The following is a 17,661-nucleotide window of genomic DNA, read 5'->3' on the forward strand; positions in this document are numbered from 1 at the left end:
AGGCTCACTGTCCCTGGTCAAGGCAGCAACGGCAGCCCCAACTCCTTGAGGAATTTGTTGTGCAGCTCAGTCGCTGCCTTGATCTGCTTGTCCAGCGCCACCAGGTCTTGATGCGTCTTGTCCAGATCAATCTCCGCCTCACCCACCGCGGTGCTGATGTAGCGCGAGATGTTCAGGTTGAAATCGTTCTTCTCGATTTCTGCCATGCCCACGCGGCGTGAGTAACGCTGCTCTTCCTCGCGGAACTGGTAGGTCTGGATGATCTTGGCAATGTGCTCGCCGGACAGCTGGTTCTGGCGCTTGCCTTTGTCGAAGTGCTCGGCCGCATTGATGAACAAGACGTCGTCCGGCTTCTTGCACTTCTTCAGCACCAGGATGCAGACGGGGATGCCTGTGGAATAAAACAAATTGGCGGGCAGGCCGATCACTGTGTCGATGTGCCCATCCTTGAGCAGCTTGGTGCGGATGCGCTCCTCCGCCCCGCCCCGGAACAACACGCCGTGCGGCAGGATGATGGCCATCACGCCCTCGTCCTTGAGGTAGTGAAAACCGTGCAGCAGGAAGGCGAAGTCGGCGGCGGACTTGGGCGCGAGGCCGTGGCTCTTGAAGCGAACATCGTCGGCCAGCGCGTCCGTCGGCTCCCAGCGGTAGCTGAAGGGCGGGTTGGCGACGATGGCGTCAAAGCTCGGCTTCTTGGCCGGGTTCTGCTCGCGCATCGTGTCCCACTCGTTGAGCAGGGTGTCGCCGTGGAAGATCTCGAACTCCGTGTCCTTCACCCCGTGCAGCAGCATGTTCATGCGCGCGAGGTTGTAGGTGGTGATGTTCTTTTCCTGGCCGTAGATCTTGCCGATGGTTCCACCGGCCTTGGCGACCTGCTTGCGCACATTGAGCAGCAGCGAGCCCGAACCGCATGCAAAGTCCATCACGCTGTCCAGCCGCTTCTTGGTGCCGGTCTTGGGCTCCTGGCTGTCCAGCGTGACGATGGCCGAGAGGATGTCCGACACCTGCTGCGGGGTGTAGAACTCGCCTGCCTTCTTGCCAGACCCTGCAGCGAACTGGCCGATCAGGTACTCGTAGGCATCGCCCAGCGAATCCACGCCCGTCGAGAACTCGGCCAGCCCTTCAGCGATTTTCTGAATGATGGCGCAGAGCTTCTTGTTCTTATCTGACTGTGTCTTTCCCAGCTTCTCGGAATAAAGGTTGATCTCCGAGAAAAGCCCTTGAAACGTGCTCTCAAAAGACTCGGTTTCGATGTACTTGAAACCCGCATAGAGCGTACCCAGCAGCTCTTCATGCTGAGTACGCGCCATATTGGCGATGCTGTTCCACAAGTGCGGGGGCTTGATGACGTAGTGCACTTTGCGGCGCATCTGCTTCTCGAAGGCCGGGATGTCGTCCACATTGTTGGCATACCACAGTGCCAGCGGCACCTTGCGCGCGTCCCCGCCCACATCGGGGTAGTCCTTGCCCAGTTCCTTCTTCGCTGCCGTCTCATAGTTGTCAGACAGATAGCGCAGGAACAGGAAGGACAGCATGTAGTCGCGGAAGTCGTCCGCATTCATCGCCCCGCGCAATTGGTCGGCGATGCTCCAGAGGGTGTTGCCCAGTTGTTTTTGATTGGCTTCGGTCATGGCTTCGGGCGTCGTTTGATCTTGGTTTCGAGCGCAGCGAGATCGGCTTCGTCTTGCTGGTCGGCTGCAATGGCTTCTTGCCGTTTGCGCTCTTGGTCGAACTGCTGGTAAAGCTCGCCCGTGCGCGCTTCCATCTGCTGATGGCTGATGCTGCCGGCGTGAGTGAGCAAGGGGAAGCCATTGAACGTGATGATTTGATCCACGTTCTGCTTCCAGAAGGCCATGCGCGTCTCTTGCTTGCCCTTGGCCCGCAGTTCGGCGGTTTCCAGGAAGATGACCACGAGCCGGTTCAGGGTGTCTATCTCGTCTTCGCTCAGGTAGTTCTTGGCCACCACGATGTCGGTCTTGCGCACCTTGTCGCCCTTCCAGACGAGCAGGCCGAAATGCGGGTCTGCCGCGTTCGCCCGGGCGGTGATCAGTTCGGCGGCGGTCTTCTGCGTCACGGCATAGATCAACAAGTTCTGCACCGTGGCGAAGAAAACCTGCGTGGCCTTGTCCGTCTTGTCGTAGTCGCTGGAGAGCGCAAAGAGGTCACGCACCTTTTGATAAAAGCGCTTCTCCGAGGCCCGGATGTCGCGGATGCGCGCCAGCATCTCGTCGAAGTAATCCGGGCGGCCGTCCGGGTTCTTCAGGCGCTCGTCGTCCATCACGAAGCCCTTGGTCAGGTACTCCTTCAGGATGGTGGACGCCCAGCGGCGGAACTGCACGCCGCGCGGCGAGCGCACGCGGTAGCCCACGGCCAGGATGGCATCAAGGTTGTAGAGCGTGATGGAACGCTGCACCTCCCGGTTGCCTTCGATTTGAACTGTCAAGGATTCCTTGACAGTTGCCACCGCATCCAGCTCCCCGTCTTCGAAGATGTTCTTCAGGTGCAGCGAGATGTTCTGCTTGGTGGCATCAAAGAGCTCCGCCATCTCCAGCTGCGTCAGCCAGACGGTCTGCTCTTGCGCCCGCAGCTTGATCTGGCTGCGGCCGTCTTCCGTGGTGTAGAGGATCAGGTCGTTCATGCCGCAGCCGCCTTTGCGGGTGCCGCTGCGACAGCCTCGGCCCCCATGATCTCTGGCAGGTCAAACTGAAACTTGGTGACGAAGTCGCCCAGGATGCGCCTGAACAAATCCTGGTTGTCCTCGCCCATTTCAGTTGGTTCGTGGATGGCGTACTTGCCGTGGCTCAGGAGGTTGAGGGCACGGTTGTAAAGCGCCAAGTCTTCTTCGTTGTTCAAGGCCTTGAGGCAGAAGGAGATATCCGCATGGCCGAAGAACGACGCGGTCTTCTCCATGATGCTGCGCAGGGCATTGAAGTGGAAGGTGTAGAGCTTGCCGTTCTTGGGATCCGCGGCTCGCTGGAGCTCAGCGAGTGACGCAACGTGATGAAAGAACGGCGTGTCCTCAGTGGCACGCAGCGTGTAGGTACCGTCGCCGTTCGGGCGATGCAGGAAAAAGCGCTTGTGGCTCACCCTAGCCTCGCCCTCTTTCGCCCTGCTGAGTTCGTTGCACATCACGTTGAAGAACAGCGCGTGATGGGACGAAAACACCACTTTGATGGGCGCAGAAGCGCCCTGCTGATCTTTACGGTTTGCAGCCCGACGCAGGAGCTGTGCAAGGTCGCAGGCAACGGCGATCGCGTTGTTGTCGTCCAGCGATGAGATGGGGTCATCGATGTAGAGGTACCTCATCGACTGATACGAGACGTGGCCATCGAGCATGCGCTCGCAGATGGCCATGAAGAGGCACCAGATGAAGATGTTTTGCTCGCCCCGGGAGATCTTGATGCTGTCGGCATCGTCTTTGCGGAATGAGACCTTCCAGGTGTCGTAGTCGATGTCGAAATCGAAGTCCGCGTAGCGGTCGAGGTAGCCGGCAATCGTTTCGTCGAGCGCCAGGTCCTTCAGGCCATTGAAGAACGTGGAGTCGGGGTTGAGCTGCAGCGTCCGCACCGCATCACCGTCCAGGTCGTTGTCCCAGGTGAACAGGTCTTCGGTGAAGGCATTGAAGTAAAGCGTGTCGGCTGTGCCCTTGTTCTTGCGCTTGCCCTCGTCCTTGAACTCCATCGATAGCCGCGTCTTGCCGGTGCGGTTGTAGGCATAAAGCAGGATGAGTTCGACACCGCCTAAATCGTCACGCAGCTTTCTCGCAAGAGTCCTGAGGTTGGCGTACTTGTTGATCTTCGGTTTGGTGCTCATGCGTCAGCTTCTTCCGGCGACGGGAATAGTTGCTGCATCAGCCCTTTCTTGTGGGTCTTAAGGGCTTCAAGCTTTTGGGTCTCGGCGGTGATTTGGGCGTCAAGGCTGCTCAGGCAAGAGGCGATGCGTTGTTGTTCGGGAACGGACGGCAACAACACTCTGACGTCACGCAGGATTTCGTTGTTGATGTTTTTCTGTGCGCCTGTTGTCGCGACCTTGTTCAGATTCTCTTTCTGACCCCGCATGATGAGTTCGAGAAAGACGGGAATAACGTCGCTTTTGGGAATCAGACCGACCACACTGTCAGTGAAACATCCTTCGGTCTGAAGCAACCCCGTGTCTCCAATGTTTGCGGCGATTGTTATCAACACGATCGTCGGCTTGAATAGCTTGCTAACTGCCAGGCCTTCTTCGTTCAAGGACTGGCTGGCAATCACCGTTCCGCCTTCTGATTTAACAACGTCTCCAGTTTGGATGAAGGGATATTGCCCTCCGAAGAACCGCGGATCGTTGCGTGGCCGATGTGAGAACTTGCCACGTTGAATGTCGCAGACGGAACCAAGCTTCTTCTGCTGCCACTCACAGGCGTTTCGAAACTCGGGGAAGCGAAGGCGGGGTTGAGTTTCTCCTTCGCGGGGAAAAAGCTGCTGCATCAGCCCTTTTTTGTGGGTCTTGAGCACATCCACTTTCCGCGCTTGCGCGGCGATCAGATCGTCCACCGAACTCAGGCATTCGGCGATTTTTTGTTGCTCGAGAGGCGGTGCAGGAAGTGGCAAACGGCCCGAAAGGAACGTGGCATTTGTGATTTGAAGCGTGTTCTTCGCGCCTTTTTGGCAAAGCGGAGAAAGAAACGAATTTGCCCGGTTTGGCGATTCAAAGTACGCCTCGATCAGCAAACCCAAATGCGGGTTGGTCGGCGTGAAGACACCGTACAGCGGAGAAAGTGCGACTTCCCCATCGAACTTGCATTGCTTAACGATGCCGAAAGGAAATGCCTTGAGAGGGCTCTTCGTGTAGACGATGTCGTAGCGCCTGCCGATCGTGTAGTGGGAGGTGTCAGCGGCAGCGAAGCTGCGGCCCAAGAGTTCGATCTGGTTGACTACGCCGAACTCCATCGACACTGAGAAGACGTCCCGGCCCGCAGTGTTCTTGAGCTTGTGCTCCTTGAGGACCTTGGCAATCGGCTCAAAAGTCCACGGAGCGCTGAATCCTGAAAACCGCAGCTTTGGTGCCAGTGCATGCCTTGCCTGGTCCTCTGCCGAGGTGGTCTGGTTCTTACTACTCATATGCACTGAGTCCTGAAATGTCGCGGCCACCGGCGCGCTTGGTGAGCAGAGGATGCAGGTCTCCCATCAGAGCGAGTTCAGCCTGCGTGCGGGCCTTCCAGCCCAGGTCCAGTGGGGCCATGAGGTCGCTCAACTGCTCGCCATCAAAAATCATGCGGTCCAGGACGCCGTCCACAAAGGCTTGCAGCGCGGTGGTAGCCAGGCCGTGCTTGGCAGCGATGGCAGCGAGCTCCTTGGCACTCTGCTCGGCCTTGAAGCGGACGTAACCGTCGCGAATTGCCGCCTCGGACAGGCCCTCACCAGCCTTGAGCGTGCCGATGTACTCGGCGATCAGGTCGCGCTCATTCATGAACTTGGCATCAGCGCTGATCAGGCCAATGAGTTCATCGCGGCTCATCTTGGCTTTGCCCCGGCCTTTGCCCTCACCCGCCGAGTACTTGGCGATGAGGCCCATGATGTAGTCGTAGTCGATGACGGAGGAAGCGAAGAGCACGAACTCAAAATCGAGCTGGTCCACTTCCTTCTCTTCGCCAGGGCTGCCGCCTTCCTTGCCGCCCTTACCCTGCTGCGCTTTGAGCTGCTTGGCGGTTTCCAGGTACTGGCCTTTGAAGCCGCGCAGGTTTTCGTTGGGCAGCACCTGCTCGATGCTGGCCTTGTTGTCCTCGCTGAGGTCGGTGTACTGGTCCAGCTGGGTCTTGAGCCGCTGCACTTCCTTGAAGTGCGTAACAAACGCGGCGCGGGCTGCGTCGCCCTTCAGGTTGGCCACGGCGGAGGGTGTGCAGCTCAGGCCTTGAGACTTCATGAATTCGTCCAGCTTCTGCACGGCGGTTTCCAGCTTCTGGATGACCACGGGGGCCTTGTCCACCAGCCAGATTTCGCGAGCCTGCTCAGCGGTCTTCTCTCCGCTGAACAGCGCGATGGCGGCATCGACCGAATCTTGCTGTTGGCGGAAGTCGAGGATGTTGCCGTAGGGCTTGCTGCCGTTGAGCACGCGGTTGGTGCGCGAGAAGGCCTGGATCAGGCCGTGATGCTTGAGGTTCTTGTCCACATAGAGTGTGTTCAGGAACTTGGAATCAAAACCGGTGAGCAGCATGTCCACCACGATGGTGATGTCGATCTTCTGCGCTGCAGGAAAGTCACTGTTCGGCCACTGCTGGTCTTTGATGCGCTTTTGAACATCCTGGTAGTAGAGGTCGAACTCGCTCAAGCGGTGGTTGCTACCGTAACGGGCGTTGTAATCGGCCAGGATGCCTTGAAGCGCGAGCTTCTTCTTCTCTGGCTCGACCTTGTTGTCCTCCTGCTCCTGCTGCAGATCACTGGAGAGCTGCTGGATGTCTTTCTTGGCCTCGTCGTTCTCTGCCAGTTCAGCGGGAGGCGAAAAGACGCAGGCGATGTTCAACGGCTTGAACTCGGGATCGGCCGCCAGTTTTTCGGCCTGCAGAGTCTTGAACAGCGCGTGGTATTCGATGGCGTCGTTGATGGACGCGGTGGCCAGGACGGCGTTGAAGCGGCGCCCGCCGGTGGCGGCATCGTGCTTGGAAAGAATGGCTTCGACAACGGCCTTCTTGGCAATGGCCTCGCCAGGCTTGGGCGGCTTTTTACCCTCTGGCTTGAAGTAGTCGATGTGGAAGCGCAGGACGTTGCCGTCCTCGATGGCATGGGTGATGGTGTAGGCGTGGAGCTGCTTCTCGAAGAGGTCAGCCGTGGTGCGCATCGAGGCTTGGTTGTCCTCGATCTTCTGCGAGGCGGCATTGGCGTCGAAGATGGGCGTGCCGGTGAAGCCAAAGAGCTGCGACCTGGGGAAGAAGGCTTTGATGGCCTTGTGGTTGTCGCCAAACTGCGAGCGGTGGCACTCGTCGAAGATGAAGACGATGCGTTTGTCCGTCAGCGTTTCGAGCTGTTCCTTGTAAGTGGCTTGGCCGTTCTTGCTGCGCTGCTTGTTGCGCTTGCTGTTCTCGTCCAGCGCCAGGCCCAGCTTCTGGATGGTGGTGACGATGACCTTGTCGGCGTAGTCCTCTGACAGCAGGCGGCGCACGAGGGCGGCGGTGTTGGTGTTTTCTTCGACGCAGCCTTCCTGGAAGCGGTTGAACTCCTCCCGCGTCTGGCGGTCGAGGTCTTTGCGGTCCACGACGAACACGCATTTGTGGATGTGCTCGTTCTCCTTCAGCAGCGTGGCGGCCTTGAAGGAGGTGAGCGTCTTACCGCTGCCCGTGGTGTGCCAGATGTAGCCATTGCCGTTGTCTTCGGCGATGCACTGGACGATGTGCTGCACGGCATAGACCTGATAGGGCCGCATGACCATGAGCTTTTGCTCACCGGCCAGCAGCACCATATAGCGGCTGATGGTGCGGCCGAGGTCGCACTTCTTCAGGAACGCTTCAGCGAACTCGTCGAGCTGGGTGATCTTGCGGTTGTCTTCGCCGGCGAACTCATAAATGGGCAGGAAGCGCTCGTCGGCATTGAAGGCGAAGTGGCGGGCGTTGTTGTTGGCGAAGTAGTAGCTGCGGTCGCGGTTGCTGACGATGAAGAGCTGCATGAAGCACAGCAGCGTCTTGGTGTAGCCGTTGCCCGGGTCGTGCTTGTACTCAACGATCTGCTCCATGGCCCGGCGCGGGTTCACGCCCAAGGTCTTCAGCTCGATCTGCACACAGGGCACGCCGTTGATGAGCAAGATGACGTCGTAGCGGTGGTGGCTGTAGTCGGTGTTGATGCGCAGCTGGTGGATGACCTCAAAGTGGTTCTTGCACCAGTCCTTGATGTTCACCAGCGTGTAGTTCAGCGGCGTGCCATCGTCGCGGGTGAAGGCATTGATGCTTCGCAGGGTCTTGGCAGCGGTGAAGACATCGGCAGTGACGATTTCATCCAGCAGCCGGGCGAACTCGGAATCTGTCAGCGTGACCCGATTGAGCGCATTGAACTTCTCGCGGAAGTTTCTTTCCAGAGCGGCGCGATCGCGGATGTCTGCGCGGTATTCGTACTTCAGGTCCTGAAGCTTGCCAATGAAGCCGTGTTCGATGTGCTCTTCTTTGACGACAGGGCTCGGGGCTCCGGACGGCAGGTCGTAGGTGAACTTGGATGAAGGCATGGCGGAGTAACGTGCGTTGGCTTTAGCCCAAGGGGCAATGCGAGTGAGCGCTAGGTTGCTATGGATTGTGACCGTTAGCTATTGCAGTGCGGGGCATTGAAGGCGCCATTTGTGGAGCGAGTGAGCCGTGCACTGTTGATGAGTGCGGTCAGACTGACACTGCCGGAGAAGTCGTACGCGAGTGGTACCCCTCTTGCAGCAACGCCACCCCGCATGTTCGTACCCTCATTCTGCTGCGATAGACCTGCCAAGCAACTGCGGTACCGAGCGCATCACCCCATTTTCAAATTGAAAACGCCCGGGCGGGGCCGGGCGCTTTCAATTGCTTGCGGGCCATAGAGCCTCACAGTGCAATCAAACGTCGATATTCCCCGCCCTCAACGCATTCGTCTCAATGAAGTCGCGGCGCGGTTCCACCTCGTCGCCCATCAGCATGGTGAAGACGCGGTCGGCTTCGATGGCGTCGTCGATCTGCACGCGCAGCAGGCGGCGGACGTTGGGGTCCATCGTCGTTTCCCAGAGCTGCTCGGGGTTCATTTCGCCCAGACCCTTGTAGCGCTGGCGGCCGACGGAGTTTTCGGCTTGCTGCATCAGCCAGGCCATGGCGGCGCGGAAGTCGCTGACCTTGCTTTCCTTGGCTTTCTCGCCCTCGCCCTTGCGGACGGTGGCGCCTTCGGTCAGCAGGTCCTTGAAGGAGGCGCCGGCGGCGCTGAGCACTTCGTAATCGGCACTGTGGCAAAAGTCGGCGTTGATGACGCTGGAGCGGGTGTTGCCGTGCTGCTTGCGGCTGATGCGCAGCAGGTATTTGTCGCTGCGCTCGTCGTACTCGCTGGACACCTCGGCCTGGTGCAGCGCGCCTTGCATGGCGGCGGCGGCGGCTTCGGCAGCGTCTTTGCTGTCGAGGTTGATGGCCAAGCCGCCAGAGAGCACGCGCAGGGCTTCAAAGTCCATCCAGTTGGACAGGCGGGTGATCACGCTTTCAGCCGCCACGTAGCGGCGGGCCAGGGTTTCGAGCGCGTCGCCGCTGAGCACGTTGTCGCCCACACCGGTGTGGAGGTAGGCGTCTTGCATGGCGATCTTGAGCAGGAAGCCGTCGAGCTCGTGGCCGTCTTTCAGGTACTGCTCGTGCTTGCCGACCTTGACCTTGTAGAGCGGCGGCTGGGCGATGTAGATGTGGCCGCGCTCGACCAGCTCAGGCATCTGGCGGTAGAAGAAGGTCAGCAGCAGGGTGCGGATGTGGGCGCCGTCCACGTCCGCGTCGGTCATGATGATGATGCGGTGGTAGCGGAGCTTGTCGGGGTTGAAGTCATCGCTGCCGGCGCCGCGGCCGATGCCGGTGCCCAGGGCGGTGATCAGCGTCAGGATTTCGTTGCTGGTGAGCAGCTTTTCATAACGCGCTTTCTCGACGTTCAGGATCTTGCCGCGCAGGGGCAGGATGGCCTGGAACTTGCGATCGCGCCCTTGCTTGGCGGAGCCTCCGGCGGAGTCGCCCTCCACGATGTAGATCTCGCACAGGGCGGGGTCTTTTTCCTGGCAGTCGGCCAGCTTGCCGGGCAAGCCCAGGCCGTCGAGCACGCCCTTGCGGCGGGTCATTTCGCGGGCCTTGCGGGCGGCTTCGCGGGCGCGGGCGGCGTCGAGGATCTTGCCGCAGATCATCTTGGCGTCGATGGGGTTCTCGAGCAGGAAGTCGGTCAACAGGCGGCCGACGATGTCTTCCACCGGGGCGCGCACTTCGCTGGAGACCAGCTTGTCCTTGGTCTGTGAGCTGAACTTGGGCTCGGGCACTTTGACGCTCACCACGCAGGCCAGGCCTTCGCGCATGTCGTCACCGGCCACCTCGACCTTGGCTTTCTTGGCCAGGTCGTTGTCGGCGATGTACTTGTTCAGCACGCGGGTCATGGCGGCGCGCAGGCCGGTCAGGTGGGTGCCGCCGTCGCGCTGCGGGATGTTGTTGGTGAAGCAGAGCACGTTTTCGTTGTAGCTCTCGTTCCACTGCATGGAGACTTCCACGCCGACGTTGGTGCCTTGCTCGCTGATCTTGTCGCCCTGGGCGTGGAAGATGGTCGGGTGCAGGGTGTTCTTGCCCTTGTTGATGAACTCAACAAAGCCCTTCACGCCGCCGGCGTAGGCGAAGTTGTCTTCCTTGTTGTTGCGCTCATCGACCAGGCGGATCTTCACGCCGTTGTTCAGGAAGCTCAGCTCGCGCAGGCGCTTGGCCAGGATTTCGTAGTGGAAATCGACGTTGGTGAAGATCTCGTCGTCGGGCAGGAAGTGCACTTCGGTGCCGCGCTTGTCGGTGTCGCCGACGATCTTCATCGGGCTGACTTCAAAACCGTCGCGCATCTCGAGCAGGCGGTCTTGCGGCACGCCCTTCTTGAACTCGACCTGGTGGATCTTGCCTTCGCGGCGCACGGTCAGGCGCAGGTGCTTGGACAGCGCGTTCACGCAGCTCACGCCCACGCCGTGCAGGCCGCCCGAGACCTTGTAGCTGTTCTGGTTGAACTTGCCGCCGGCGTGCAGCTCGGTCAGTGCAATTTCGGCGGCACTGCGCTTGGGCTCGTGCTTGTCGTCCATCTTCACATCGGTGGGGATACCCCGGCCGTTGTCGCTGACGCTGATGGAGTTGTCGGTGTGGATGGTGACGACGATGTCGTCGCAATGGCCGGCCAGGGATTCGTCGATGGAGTTGTCCACCACTTCGAAAACCAGATGGTGCAGGCCGGTGCCGTCCGAGGTGTCGCCGATGTACATGCCGGGGCGCTTGCGCACGGCTTCCAGGCCTTCGAGGATCTGGATGGAATCGGCGCCGTAAACCGCGCCCGCCGTCACGTCCGCATCGGCGGCGGCCTGCTGCTTGTCGGTCAGACCGTCGGGATTCATCTCGTTGTTCGGCACATCACTCATCGGGGACTCTTTCAAGGCCGCCGTGCGGCCAGTACAACTCTCAAACTAGAACCCCCCGCTTGGCGGGGGGCAGGGGGGAGCGCAATATTCACCGCGCAGCGGATCTGGGCTCGCGCCCGCGAGCTCAGATCCGCATCGGCATCACGACGTACTTGAAGCCGCTTTGCTCGGGGATGGTGATCAGGGCGCTGGCGGAGCTGTCGTTCAGGTCGATGCTGACCATGTCCTGGCTCATGTTCTGCAGCGCGTCCATCAGGTAGGTCACGTTGAAGCCGGTTTCGATCAGGTCGCCGCCGTAATCGATTTCGATTTCTTCCTTGGCTTCCTCTTGCTCGGCGTTGCTGGAGGCAATGCTCAGCAGGCCCGGCTCGAAGGACAGGCGCACGGCCTTGAACTTCTCGCTGGTCAGGATGGCGGCGCGCTGCAGGCTGGACAGCAACTGCACCCGGCCCAGGGTGACGTTGAACTTGTGGTTCTTGGGGATGACGCGGTTGTAGTCAGGGAACTTGCCCTCGACCAGCTTGGTCACGAACTCCATGCCCGAGAAGCTGAACTTGGCCTGGTTGCCGGCGAAGCGCATCTCGATCGGGGCTTCTTCGCTGTCGCCGCTCTTGTCGGCCTTGGCGCCGTCTTTCAGCAAGCGCATCAGCTCGAGCACGGTCTTGCGCGGCAGGATGACTTCCTGCTTGGGGATTTCGGTTTCCAGCTCGGCCTGGGCCAGGGCGAGGCGGTGGCCGTCGGTGGCCACCAAGGTCAGGCTCTTGCCTTCGGCCACGAACAGGATGCCGTTCAGGTAGTAGCGGATGTCGTGCACCGCCATGGCGAAGTGCACCTGGTTGATCAGGTGCTTGAGCGTCTTCTGCGGCACGGCAAAGGCGGGGCCGAAATCGGCGGCCTCTTGCACCAGGGGGAAGTCATCCGAGGGCAGGGTCTGCAGGGTGAAGCGGCTTTTGCCGCCTTGCAGGGTCAGCTTGGAGCCATTGGCCGTCAGCGAGACGGTCTGGTCCGCAGGCATGGAGCGCAGGATGTCGATCAGCTTGCGGGCACCGACGGTGGTGCTGAAGTCGCCGGCATCACCGCCGAGTTCGGCCGAGGTGCGGACCTGGATCTCCAGGTCGGAGGTGGTCAGCTCCAGCTGGCCGCCGGTCTTGCGGATCAGCACATTGGCGAGGATGGGCAGGGTGTGGCGCCGCTCCACAATGCCGGCGACCGCCTGCAGGGCGCTCAGCACCTTGTCCTGGGTGGCTTTCAACACAATCATGTCAACCTCGCTCTGTCGCTTGTTTGCTTGTCTGTCTGTCTGTTCGTCGGTACGGCGTTTCCGGGCCAAGAGCTCTGAACGGGCTCAGGCGGCGCGATGGGCTCCATCCTTCACCAGTCAGTCAGTCGCGCGCGCGGAAACAACCCGCATTTTGACCCAGGATTGGGGTCTTTCCCGGGGGTGGGAACCCTGTCTTTGCACAGTGGGGGCGCCGGGAGGGGCTGAGGCCCGAAGCGCGGGCCGTTCCCGGCGGTTTTTCAGCCCTTCAGGGTCTGCTCGAGCACGTGGAGCTGCTGGTTCAGCTCGGTGTTCTTCTGGCGCTCGCCACCGATCTTGCGCACGGCGTGCAGCACGGTGGTGTGGTCGCGGCCGCCAAAGAGCTCGCCGATCTCGGGCAGGCTCTTCTGCGTCAGCTCCTTGGCCAGGTACATGGCGATCTGGCGCGGCCGGGCGATGCTGGCCGGGCGCTTCTTGCTGTACATGTCGGCGATCTTGATCTTGTAGAAATCGGCCACCGTCTTCTGGATGTTCTCGACCGAGATCTGGCGGTTCTGGATCGAGAGCAGGTCTTTCAGCGCCTCGCGCGCCAGCTGGATGTTGATTTCCTTGTGGCTGAAGCGGCTGTAGGCCAGCACCTTGCGCAGGGCGCCTTCCAGCTCGCGCACATTGGCACGCACGTTCTTGGCGATGAAGAAGGCCACGTCTTCGGGCATGGGCGTTTGTTCGGCCTCGGCCTTCTTGATCAGGATGGCGACGCGCATCTCCAGCTCGGGCGGCTCGATGGCCACCGTCAGGCCGGCGTCGAAACGGCTGGTCAGGCGCTCATCGATGTCGGCCAGGCCCTTGGGGTAGGTGTCGCTGGTCATGATGATGTGGGCGCGCTTGGCCAGCAGGGCTTCGAAGGCGTTGAAGAACTCCTCCTGTGTGCGCTCCTTGCCGGCGAAGAATTGCACATCGTCGATCAGCAGCAGGTCGAGTGAGTGGTACTTGGCCTTGAGCTCGTCAAAGGTCTTGCGCTGGTAATTCTTCACCACGTCGGAGATGAACTGCTCGGCGTGCAGGTAGAGCACGCGCGCATCGGGCTTGTCCTTGAGCAGGGCGTTGCCCACAGCGTGGATCAAATGGGTCTTGCCCAGGCCGACACCGCCGTAGATGAACAGCGGGTTGTACATCTGGCCCGGGGCGCCAGCCACGTGCAGGGCGGCGGTGCGCGCCATCTGGTTGGCGCGGCCGGGCACGAGGTTGTCGAAGGTCAGCGCGCTGTTGATGCGGTGGCGGCTGGCGCTCGGCGGCAGGTTGGCAGCGGCGGAAGGCGCCTGCTGCGGCGCGGCCGCAAGCGGCTGGCCAGCCACCACGGGGCCCGCAGCTGGGGCGGCGGGGGAGGCAGAAGGGTGGCTGACCGGGCGCAGGCCGTTGTGCAGCACCTGGCCCACGGTGATGGGCTGGCTGGACGGCGAGCTCACCGCGGCCGAACGGCTCATCGGCGCCAGCGGCTCACGCGCAGCCAGGGCCAGCTCCAGGCGGGCGGGCTTGCCGGCGAGTTCGCTGAGAATGGATTCGATGCGGCCGGCGTACTGGTTGCGGATCCAGTCCAGCTTGAAGCGGTTGGGCACCCGCAGGGACACGACCAGGCCCTCGGCACCCGCGCCATCGGCCACCACGGCGGGCGGCAAGGGCCGGATCCAGGTGTTGAATTGTTGCTCGGGCAACTCGGCGGCCAACCTCTCGCAACCGCGCTGCCACAGGTCGAAACCCGGGTCTTGCTGCATCGGTTGCGGGCTCAGGCCCTCTGCCCCAAACATGTCTGCGCTCATTGTGGAAAACTTGTTCTTGAGCGGCCGGATTGTACGGGTTCGGGGCCGCAAATTTAGAGGTTATCCACAGATTTTTCGGCGCGGTCAATCCCCGGCAAACCCGGCTGGCAAATCCCCGGGCATTGACCGAAGGGGCATTCTTTGGTGTAATCGCGGGTTTTCCGGACGCTGCGGACCTTGGGTCGGGTGTTTGGTGCCAACTCTCGGGCGCAGCACGCTGCCCCGGTGGGCTCAAGCCCAGAGCCGGCGCCAGGCAATCATCCTCGTGACCAGGCTGGCTTTGGCTGACTTTGGCTTGGGCCGAACTTGGCGATCGTCGCAGCATCAAACCCCAGGCGGGGCCGCCGACTTGTTCACAGGTCAGCGACTGGCTCAGGGTTTGTTGTTGCAAACGCATGAGCGGCGCCCCGGCGCGGCACACATCAGTGGCTGTTGGTGAAAGAGCTGTAAACCGCCGGGCGATCCGCCCCGCAGAGCACCAGCCCCCGATCCAGCCGACGCTTGAGGTGCAATCCGCAACTCGTTTTGCACCCGGCGATTGATCGCCAACCACAGCTAAAGCGTCATCCGACGTCCTTAGACCTTCTCAAGAGGCCTCCATCATGAAACGTACTTACCAAGCATCCAAGACCCGTCGCGCCCGCACCCATGGCTTCCTGGTCCGCATGAAGACCCGCGGTGGCCGTGCCGTCATCGCTGCGCGCCGCGCCAAGGGCCGCAAGCGTCTGGCTGTCTAATTCAGGTTCTTCCTTCCTGAATCATGATCGGCCGCATCGTGCGATCGGCCGACTTTGAACGCGTGCTGGGTCGCCCCAGCCGCGTGCGCAGCCCCCACTTCGCCGTGCACCATCTGTCGGCCTCGCCGAGCCTGCCTGCCAAGGTCTTATCCACCGACGCAGCCAAGTTATCAACAGGTGATGCACAAGAAGCCCACAGCCCTGTGGATGAAGCACGGCCGGACGGCCAGTGGCTGGGGGTCATCGTACCCAAGCGCCACGCCCGTCGCTCCGTGACGCGCTCCCTGCTGAAGCGCCAGATTCGCGCCGCCTTTGCCGACCAGCCGCAGTTGCCGCCCGGCCTGTGGGTGGTGCGTTTGCGCACGCCTTTCGATCGCAAGCTGTTCCCCAGCGCTGCCTCTGACGCGCTGCGCGCTGCTGCGCGCGCCGAACTGAGCCAGCTGGTGGGCCGGCTGCTGTCCAGAACCACGCCGACGCCGCCCGCGGCCAGTGCCGCTGCGCCTGCCGCGGCCCAGCCCTGAAGCGCGGCGCAGCGCTTCGCCTTCCACCCGGTCTGCCTTGCCACTCCACTCGCCATGGCCCACGACCCCACCGCTCCCTCGCTCGCCCAGCGCGCCTTGGTCGGATTGGTGCGTGGCTATCGCCTGCTGCTGAGCCCCTGGCTGGGCAGCGCCTGCCGTTTCGAGCCGACCTGTTCGGTCTACTCGATCGAAGCCTTGCAGCGCCACGGCGCGGCGGCCGGCAGCTATCTCACCGTGCACCGTCTGTTGCGCTGCCACCCCTTTTGCGCGGGCGGCCATGACGCTGTGCCTGACAATCCGCCTGCGCTGTTCAGCCGACTCGGGCTGTGCGCGCCGAGTTCGCCTTCCCCTTCCCCCCGCAATTCCACCCAATCAGAAGCCTCCTCATGACTGATATTCGCCGCACCGTCCTGTGGGTGGTGTTCACCATGTCTCTCGTCCTGCTCTGGGACGGCTGGCAAAAGCACAACGGACACCCGTCGATGTTCAGCCCGCCGGCTGCCAAGCCTGTGGCCGCCGCCGGTTCGGCCGCGCAAGCGGGCGTGCCAGCCACCGCCGGCCAGGCCGCGGGTGCCACGGCCGTGCCGGGTGCGCCGCTCGCCGCCAAGAGCGAGAAGCTGACCATCACCACCGATGTGCTGACCGTCACCCTGGACACCCAGGGCGGTGATGTCACCCGCGTCGAGCTGCCCAAGTACCTGCACTCGCCCGAACCGGGCCTGTTCGACCCGCTGCTGCAAGCCGTGGGCCTGAAGGACAAGCCCAAGGTGGAGCCCACGCCCATCGTGCTGCTGGATGCCGCTTCGCAAAGCTACAAGGCCCAGACCGGCCTGGTGGGCACGCGCGGAGAGCAGCTGCCCACGCACAACACGCTGATGACGGTGACCACGCCCGAGCGCAAGCTGGCCGACGGCGCCAACGAGCTGCTGGTGCGCCTGGAGTCGGCCGAAGTCGGCGGTGTGACCTATGTGAAGACCTACAGCTTCAAGCGCGGCGACTATGTCATCGGCGTCAAGCACGAGGTCATCAACAAGGGCGCGGCCGCACTGACCCCGCAGGTCTATGTGCAGCTGGTGCGCGACGGCGTGGCCGGCCCGGGCGGCACGGCCTTCACCGGCACCTTCACCGGCCCGGCCATCTACACCGACAAGAACAAGTTCCAGAAGTTCGAGTTCAGCGACCTGGCCAAGGGCAAGGCCGAGCACGAGAAGACCGCCAACGACGGTTGGGTGGCCATGGTCCAGCATTACTTCGCCAGCGCCTGGCTGCACAACGATGCCGCACCGCGCGAGTTCTTCGTCAACAAGCTCAAGGGCGCCGTGCCCGAGCAGTTCGCCGTCGGCATGGTCTTCACCCTGCCCCAGCTGGCTCCGGGCGCCACCGCCACCAAGCTGGACCAACTCTTCGTCGGCCCGCAGGAAGAAAACAAGCTCGCCGCTCTGGCCCCGGGCCTGGAGCTGGTGAAGGACTACGGCATCTTCGCCATCCTGGCCAAGCCGCTGTTCTGGCTGCTGGAGAAGCTGCACTCCATCCTGGGCAACTGGGGCTGGGCCATCATCGCCCTGGTCGTGCTGCTGAAGATCGCCTTCTACTGGCTGAACGCCAGCGCCTACAAGAGCATGGCGAAGATGAAGGCCGTCGGCCCCAAGATTCAGGAAATGCGTGAGCGCCTGAAGGACAAGCCGCAGCAGATGCAGCAGGAGATGATGAAGATCTACCGCGAGGAGAAGGTCAACCCCATCGGTGGTTGCCTGCCCATCTTCTTGCAGATGCCTTTCTTCATGGGCCTGTACTGGGTGCTGCTGTCCACCGTGGAAATGCGCGGCGCGCCCTGGCTGGGCTGGATCACCGATCTGTCGGTCAAGGACCCCTACTTCATCCTGCCCCTGCTGATGACGGCCTCCAGCCTGTTCCAGGTCTGGCTGAACCCGACCCCGCCGGACCCGATGCAGGCCAAGATGATGTGGATCATGCCGCTGGCCTTCAGCTTCATGTTCTTCATCTTCCCCTCGGGTCTGGTGCTGTACTGGCTGGTGAACAACATCCTGTCGATCGCCCAGCAGTGGTACATCAACAAGAAACTGGGCGTGCAGAACTAGAGCTGCCCCCGCCTTTCGCAAGTGCCCGGCACTTGCAATAGTTCACGAAGCCCCCAGTTACCCCGTAACTGAGGGCTTTTTTCTTGGGCGAAACAAGCCTTCAATCGAGTCATGCGGGGCAGAGTGCTTCATCGCCACACC

Annotated in this window: 11 protein-coding genes and 1 pseudogene; 4 read left to right on the top strand and 8 right to left on the bottom strand. The window is 61.6% G+C overall.

The window, feature by feature from the left end:
• Positions 1 to 17: 17 nt before the first annotated feature.
• The 8 genes and pseudogenes from C1O66_RS15590 to dnaA form a co-directional block, all read right to left on the bottom strand.
• The gene (locus C1O66_RS15590; RefSeq protein WP_102768723.1) at positions 18 to 1,631 is read right to left on the bottom strand and encodes a type I restriction-modification system subunit M; all 1,614 of its coding nucleotides are present in this window, start codon (positions 1,629 to 1,631) and stop codon (positions 18 to 20) included.
• Entirely contained in the window at positions 1,628 to 2,638 is a 1,011-nt protein-coding gene (locus C1O66_RS15595; RefSeq protein ID WP_102768724.1) for a virulence RhuM family protein, read from the bottom strand. The genes C1O66_RS15590 and C1O66_RS15595 overlap by 4 nt, the downstream gene beginning before the upstream one ends.
• Positions 2,635 to 3,813: an AAA family ATPase gene (locus tag C1O66_RS15600; protein ID WP_102768725.1), complete on the bottom strand. Its 1,179-nt coding sequence runs from the start codon at positions 3,811 to 3,813 to the stop codon at positions 2,635 to 2,637. Before C1O66_RS15600 ends, C1O66_RS15595 begins: the two co-directional genes overlap by 4 nt.
• Positions 3,810 to 5,099 carry a restriction endonuclease subunit S gene (locus tag C1O66_RS15605; protein ID WP_102768726.1) on the bottom strand — a complete coding sequence of 430 codons (1,290 nt, stop codon included), beginning with the start codon at positions 5,097 to 5,099 and terminating at the stop codon, positions 3,810 to 3,812. Before C1O66_RS15605 ends, C1O66_RS15600 begins: the two co-directional genes overlap by 4 nt.
• On the bottom strand, positions 5,092 to 8,184 hold the full coding sequence (locus tag C1O66_RS15610) for a type I restriction endonuclease subunit R (protein ID WP_102768727.1): 3,093 nt from the start codon (positions 8,182 to 8,184) through the stop codon (positions 5,092 to 5,094). Before C1O66_RS15610 ends, C1O66_RS15605 begins: the two co-directional genes overlap by 8 nt.
• A gap of 354 nt (positions 8,185 to 8,538) precedes the next feature.
• A pseudogene (gene gyrB, locus C1O66_RS15615) lies at positions 8,539 to 10,995 on the bottom strand (DNA topoisomerase (ATP-hydrolyzing) subunit B); the annotation flags it as partial.
• A 217-nt stretch (positions 10,996 to 11,212) separates the two neighbouring features.
• Positions 11,213 to 12,349 carry a DNA polymerase III subunit beta gene (dnaN, locus tag C1O66_RS15620; RefSeq protein WP_102768729.1) on the bottom strand — a complete coding sequence of 379 codons (1,137 nt, stop codon included), beginning with the start codon at positions 12,347 to 12,349 and terminating at the stop codon, positions 11,213 to 11,215.
• Positions 12,350 to 12,606: 257 nt separating this feature from the next.
• Positions 12,607 to 14,118 carry a chromosomal replication initiator protein DnaA gene (dnaA, locus tag C1O66_RS15625; protein WP_102769684.1) on the bottom strand — a complete coding sequence of 504 codons (1,512 nt, stop codon included), beginning with the start codon at positions 14,116 to 14,118 and terminating at the stop codon, positions 12,607 to 12,609.
• A 647-nt stretch (positions 14,119 to 14,765) separates the two neighbouring features.
• Here dnaA and rpmH point away from each other — a divergent pair.
• From rpmH to yidC, 4 genes are read left to right on the top strand one after another with little or no spacing between them, the layout of a single operon-like run.
• Positions 14,766 to 14,900, top strand: a complete 135-nt coding sequence (rpmH, locus tag C1O66_RS15630; RefSeq protein WP_054021782.1) for a 50S ribosomal protein L34 — start codon at positions 14,766 to 14,768, stop codon at positions 14,898 to 14,900.
• Positions 14,901 to 14,923: 23 nt separating this feature from the next.
• Positions 14,924 to 15,421, top strand: a complete 498-nt coding sequence (locus tag C1O66_RS15635; protein WP_102768730.1) for a ribonuclease P protein component — start codon at positions 14,924 to 14,926, stop codon at positions 15,419 to 15,421.
• 54 nt (positions 15,422 to 15,475) lie between these two features.
• The gene (yidD, locus tag C1O66_RS15640; protein ID WP_102768731.1) at positions 15,476 to 15,811 is read left to right on the top strand and encodes a membrane protein insertion efficiency factor YidD; all 336 of its coding nucleotides are present in this window, start codon (positions 15,476 to 15,478) and stop codon (positions 15,809 to 15,811) included.
• Positions 15,808 to 17,520 carry a membrane protein insertase YidC gene (gene yidC, locus C1O66_RS15645; protein ID WP_102768732.1) on the top strand — a complete coding sequence of 571 codons (1,713 nt, stop codon included), beginning with the start codon at positions 15,808 to 15,810 and terminating at the stop codon, positions 17,518 to 17,520. The genes yidD and yidC overlap by 4 nt, the downstream gene beginning before the upstream one ends.
• The last annotated feature ends 141 nt before the right edge of the window (positions 17,521 to 17,661 follow it).

It is taken from the genome of Paucibacter aquatile (genome assembly GCF_002885975.1).
Taxonomy (GTDB): Bacteria; Pseudomonadota; Gammaproteobacteria; order Burkholderiales; family Burkholderiaceae_C; genus Paucibacter_A; species Paucibacter_A aquatilis.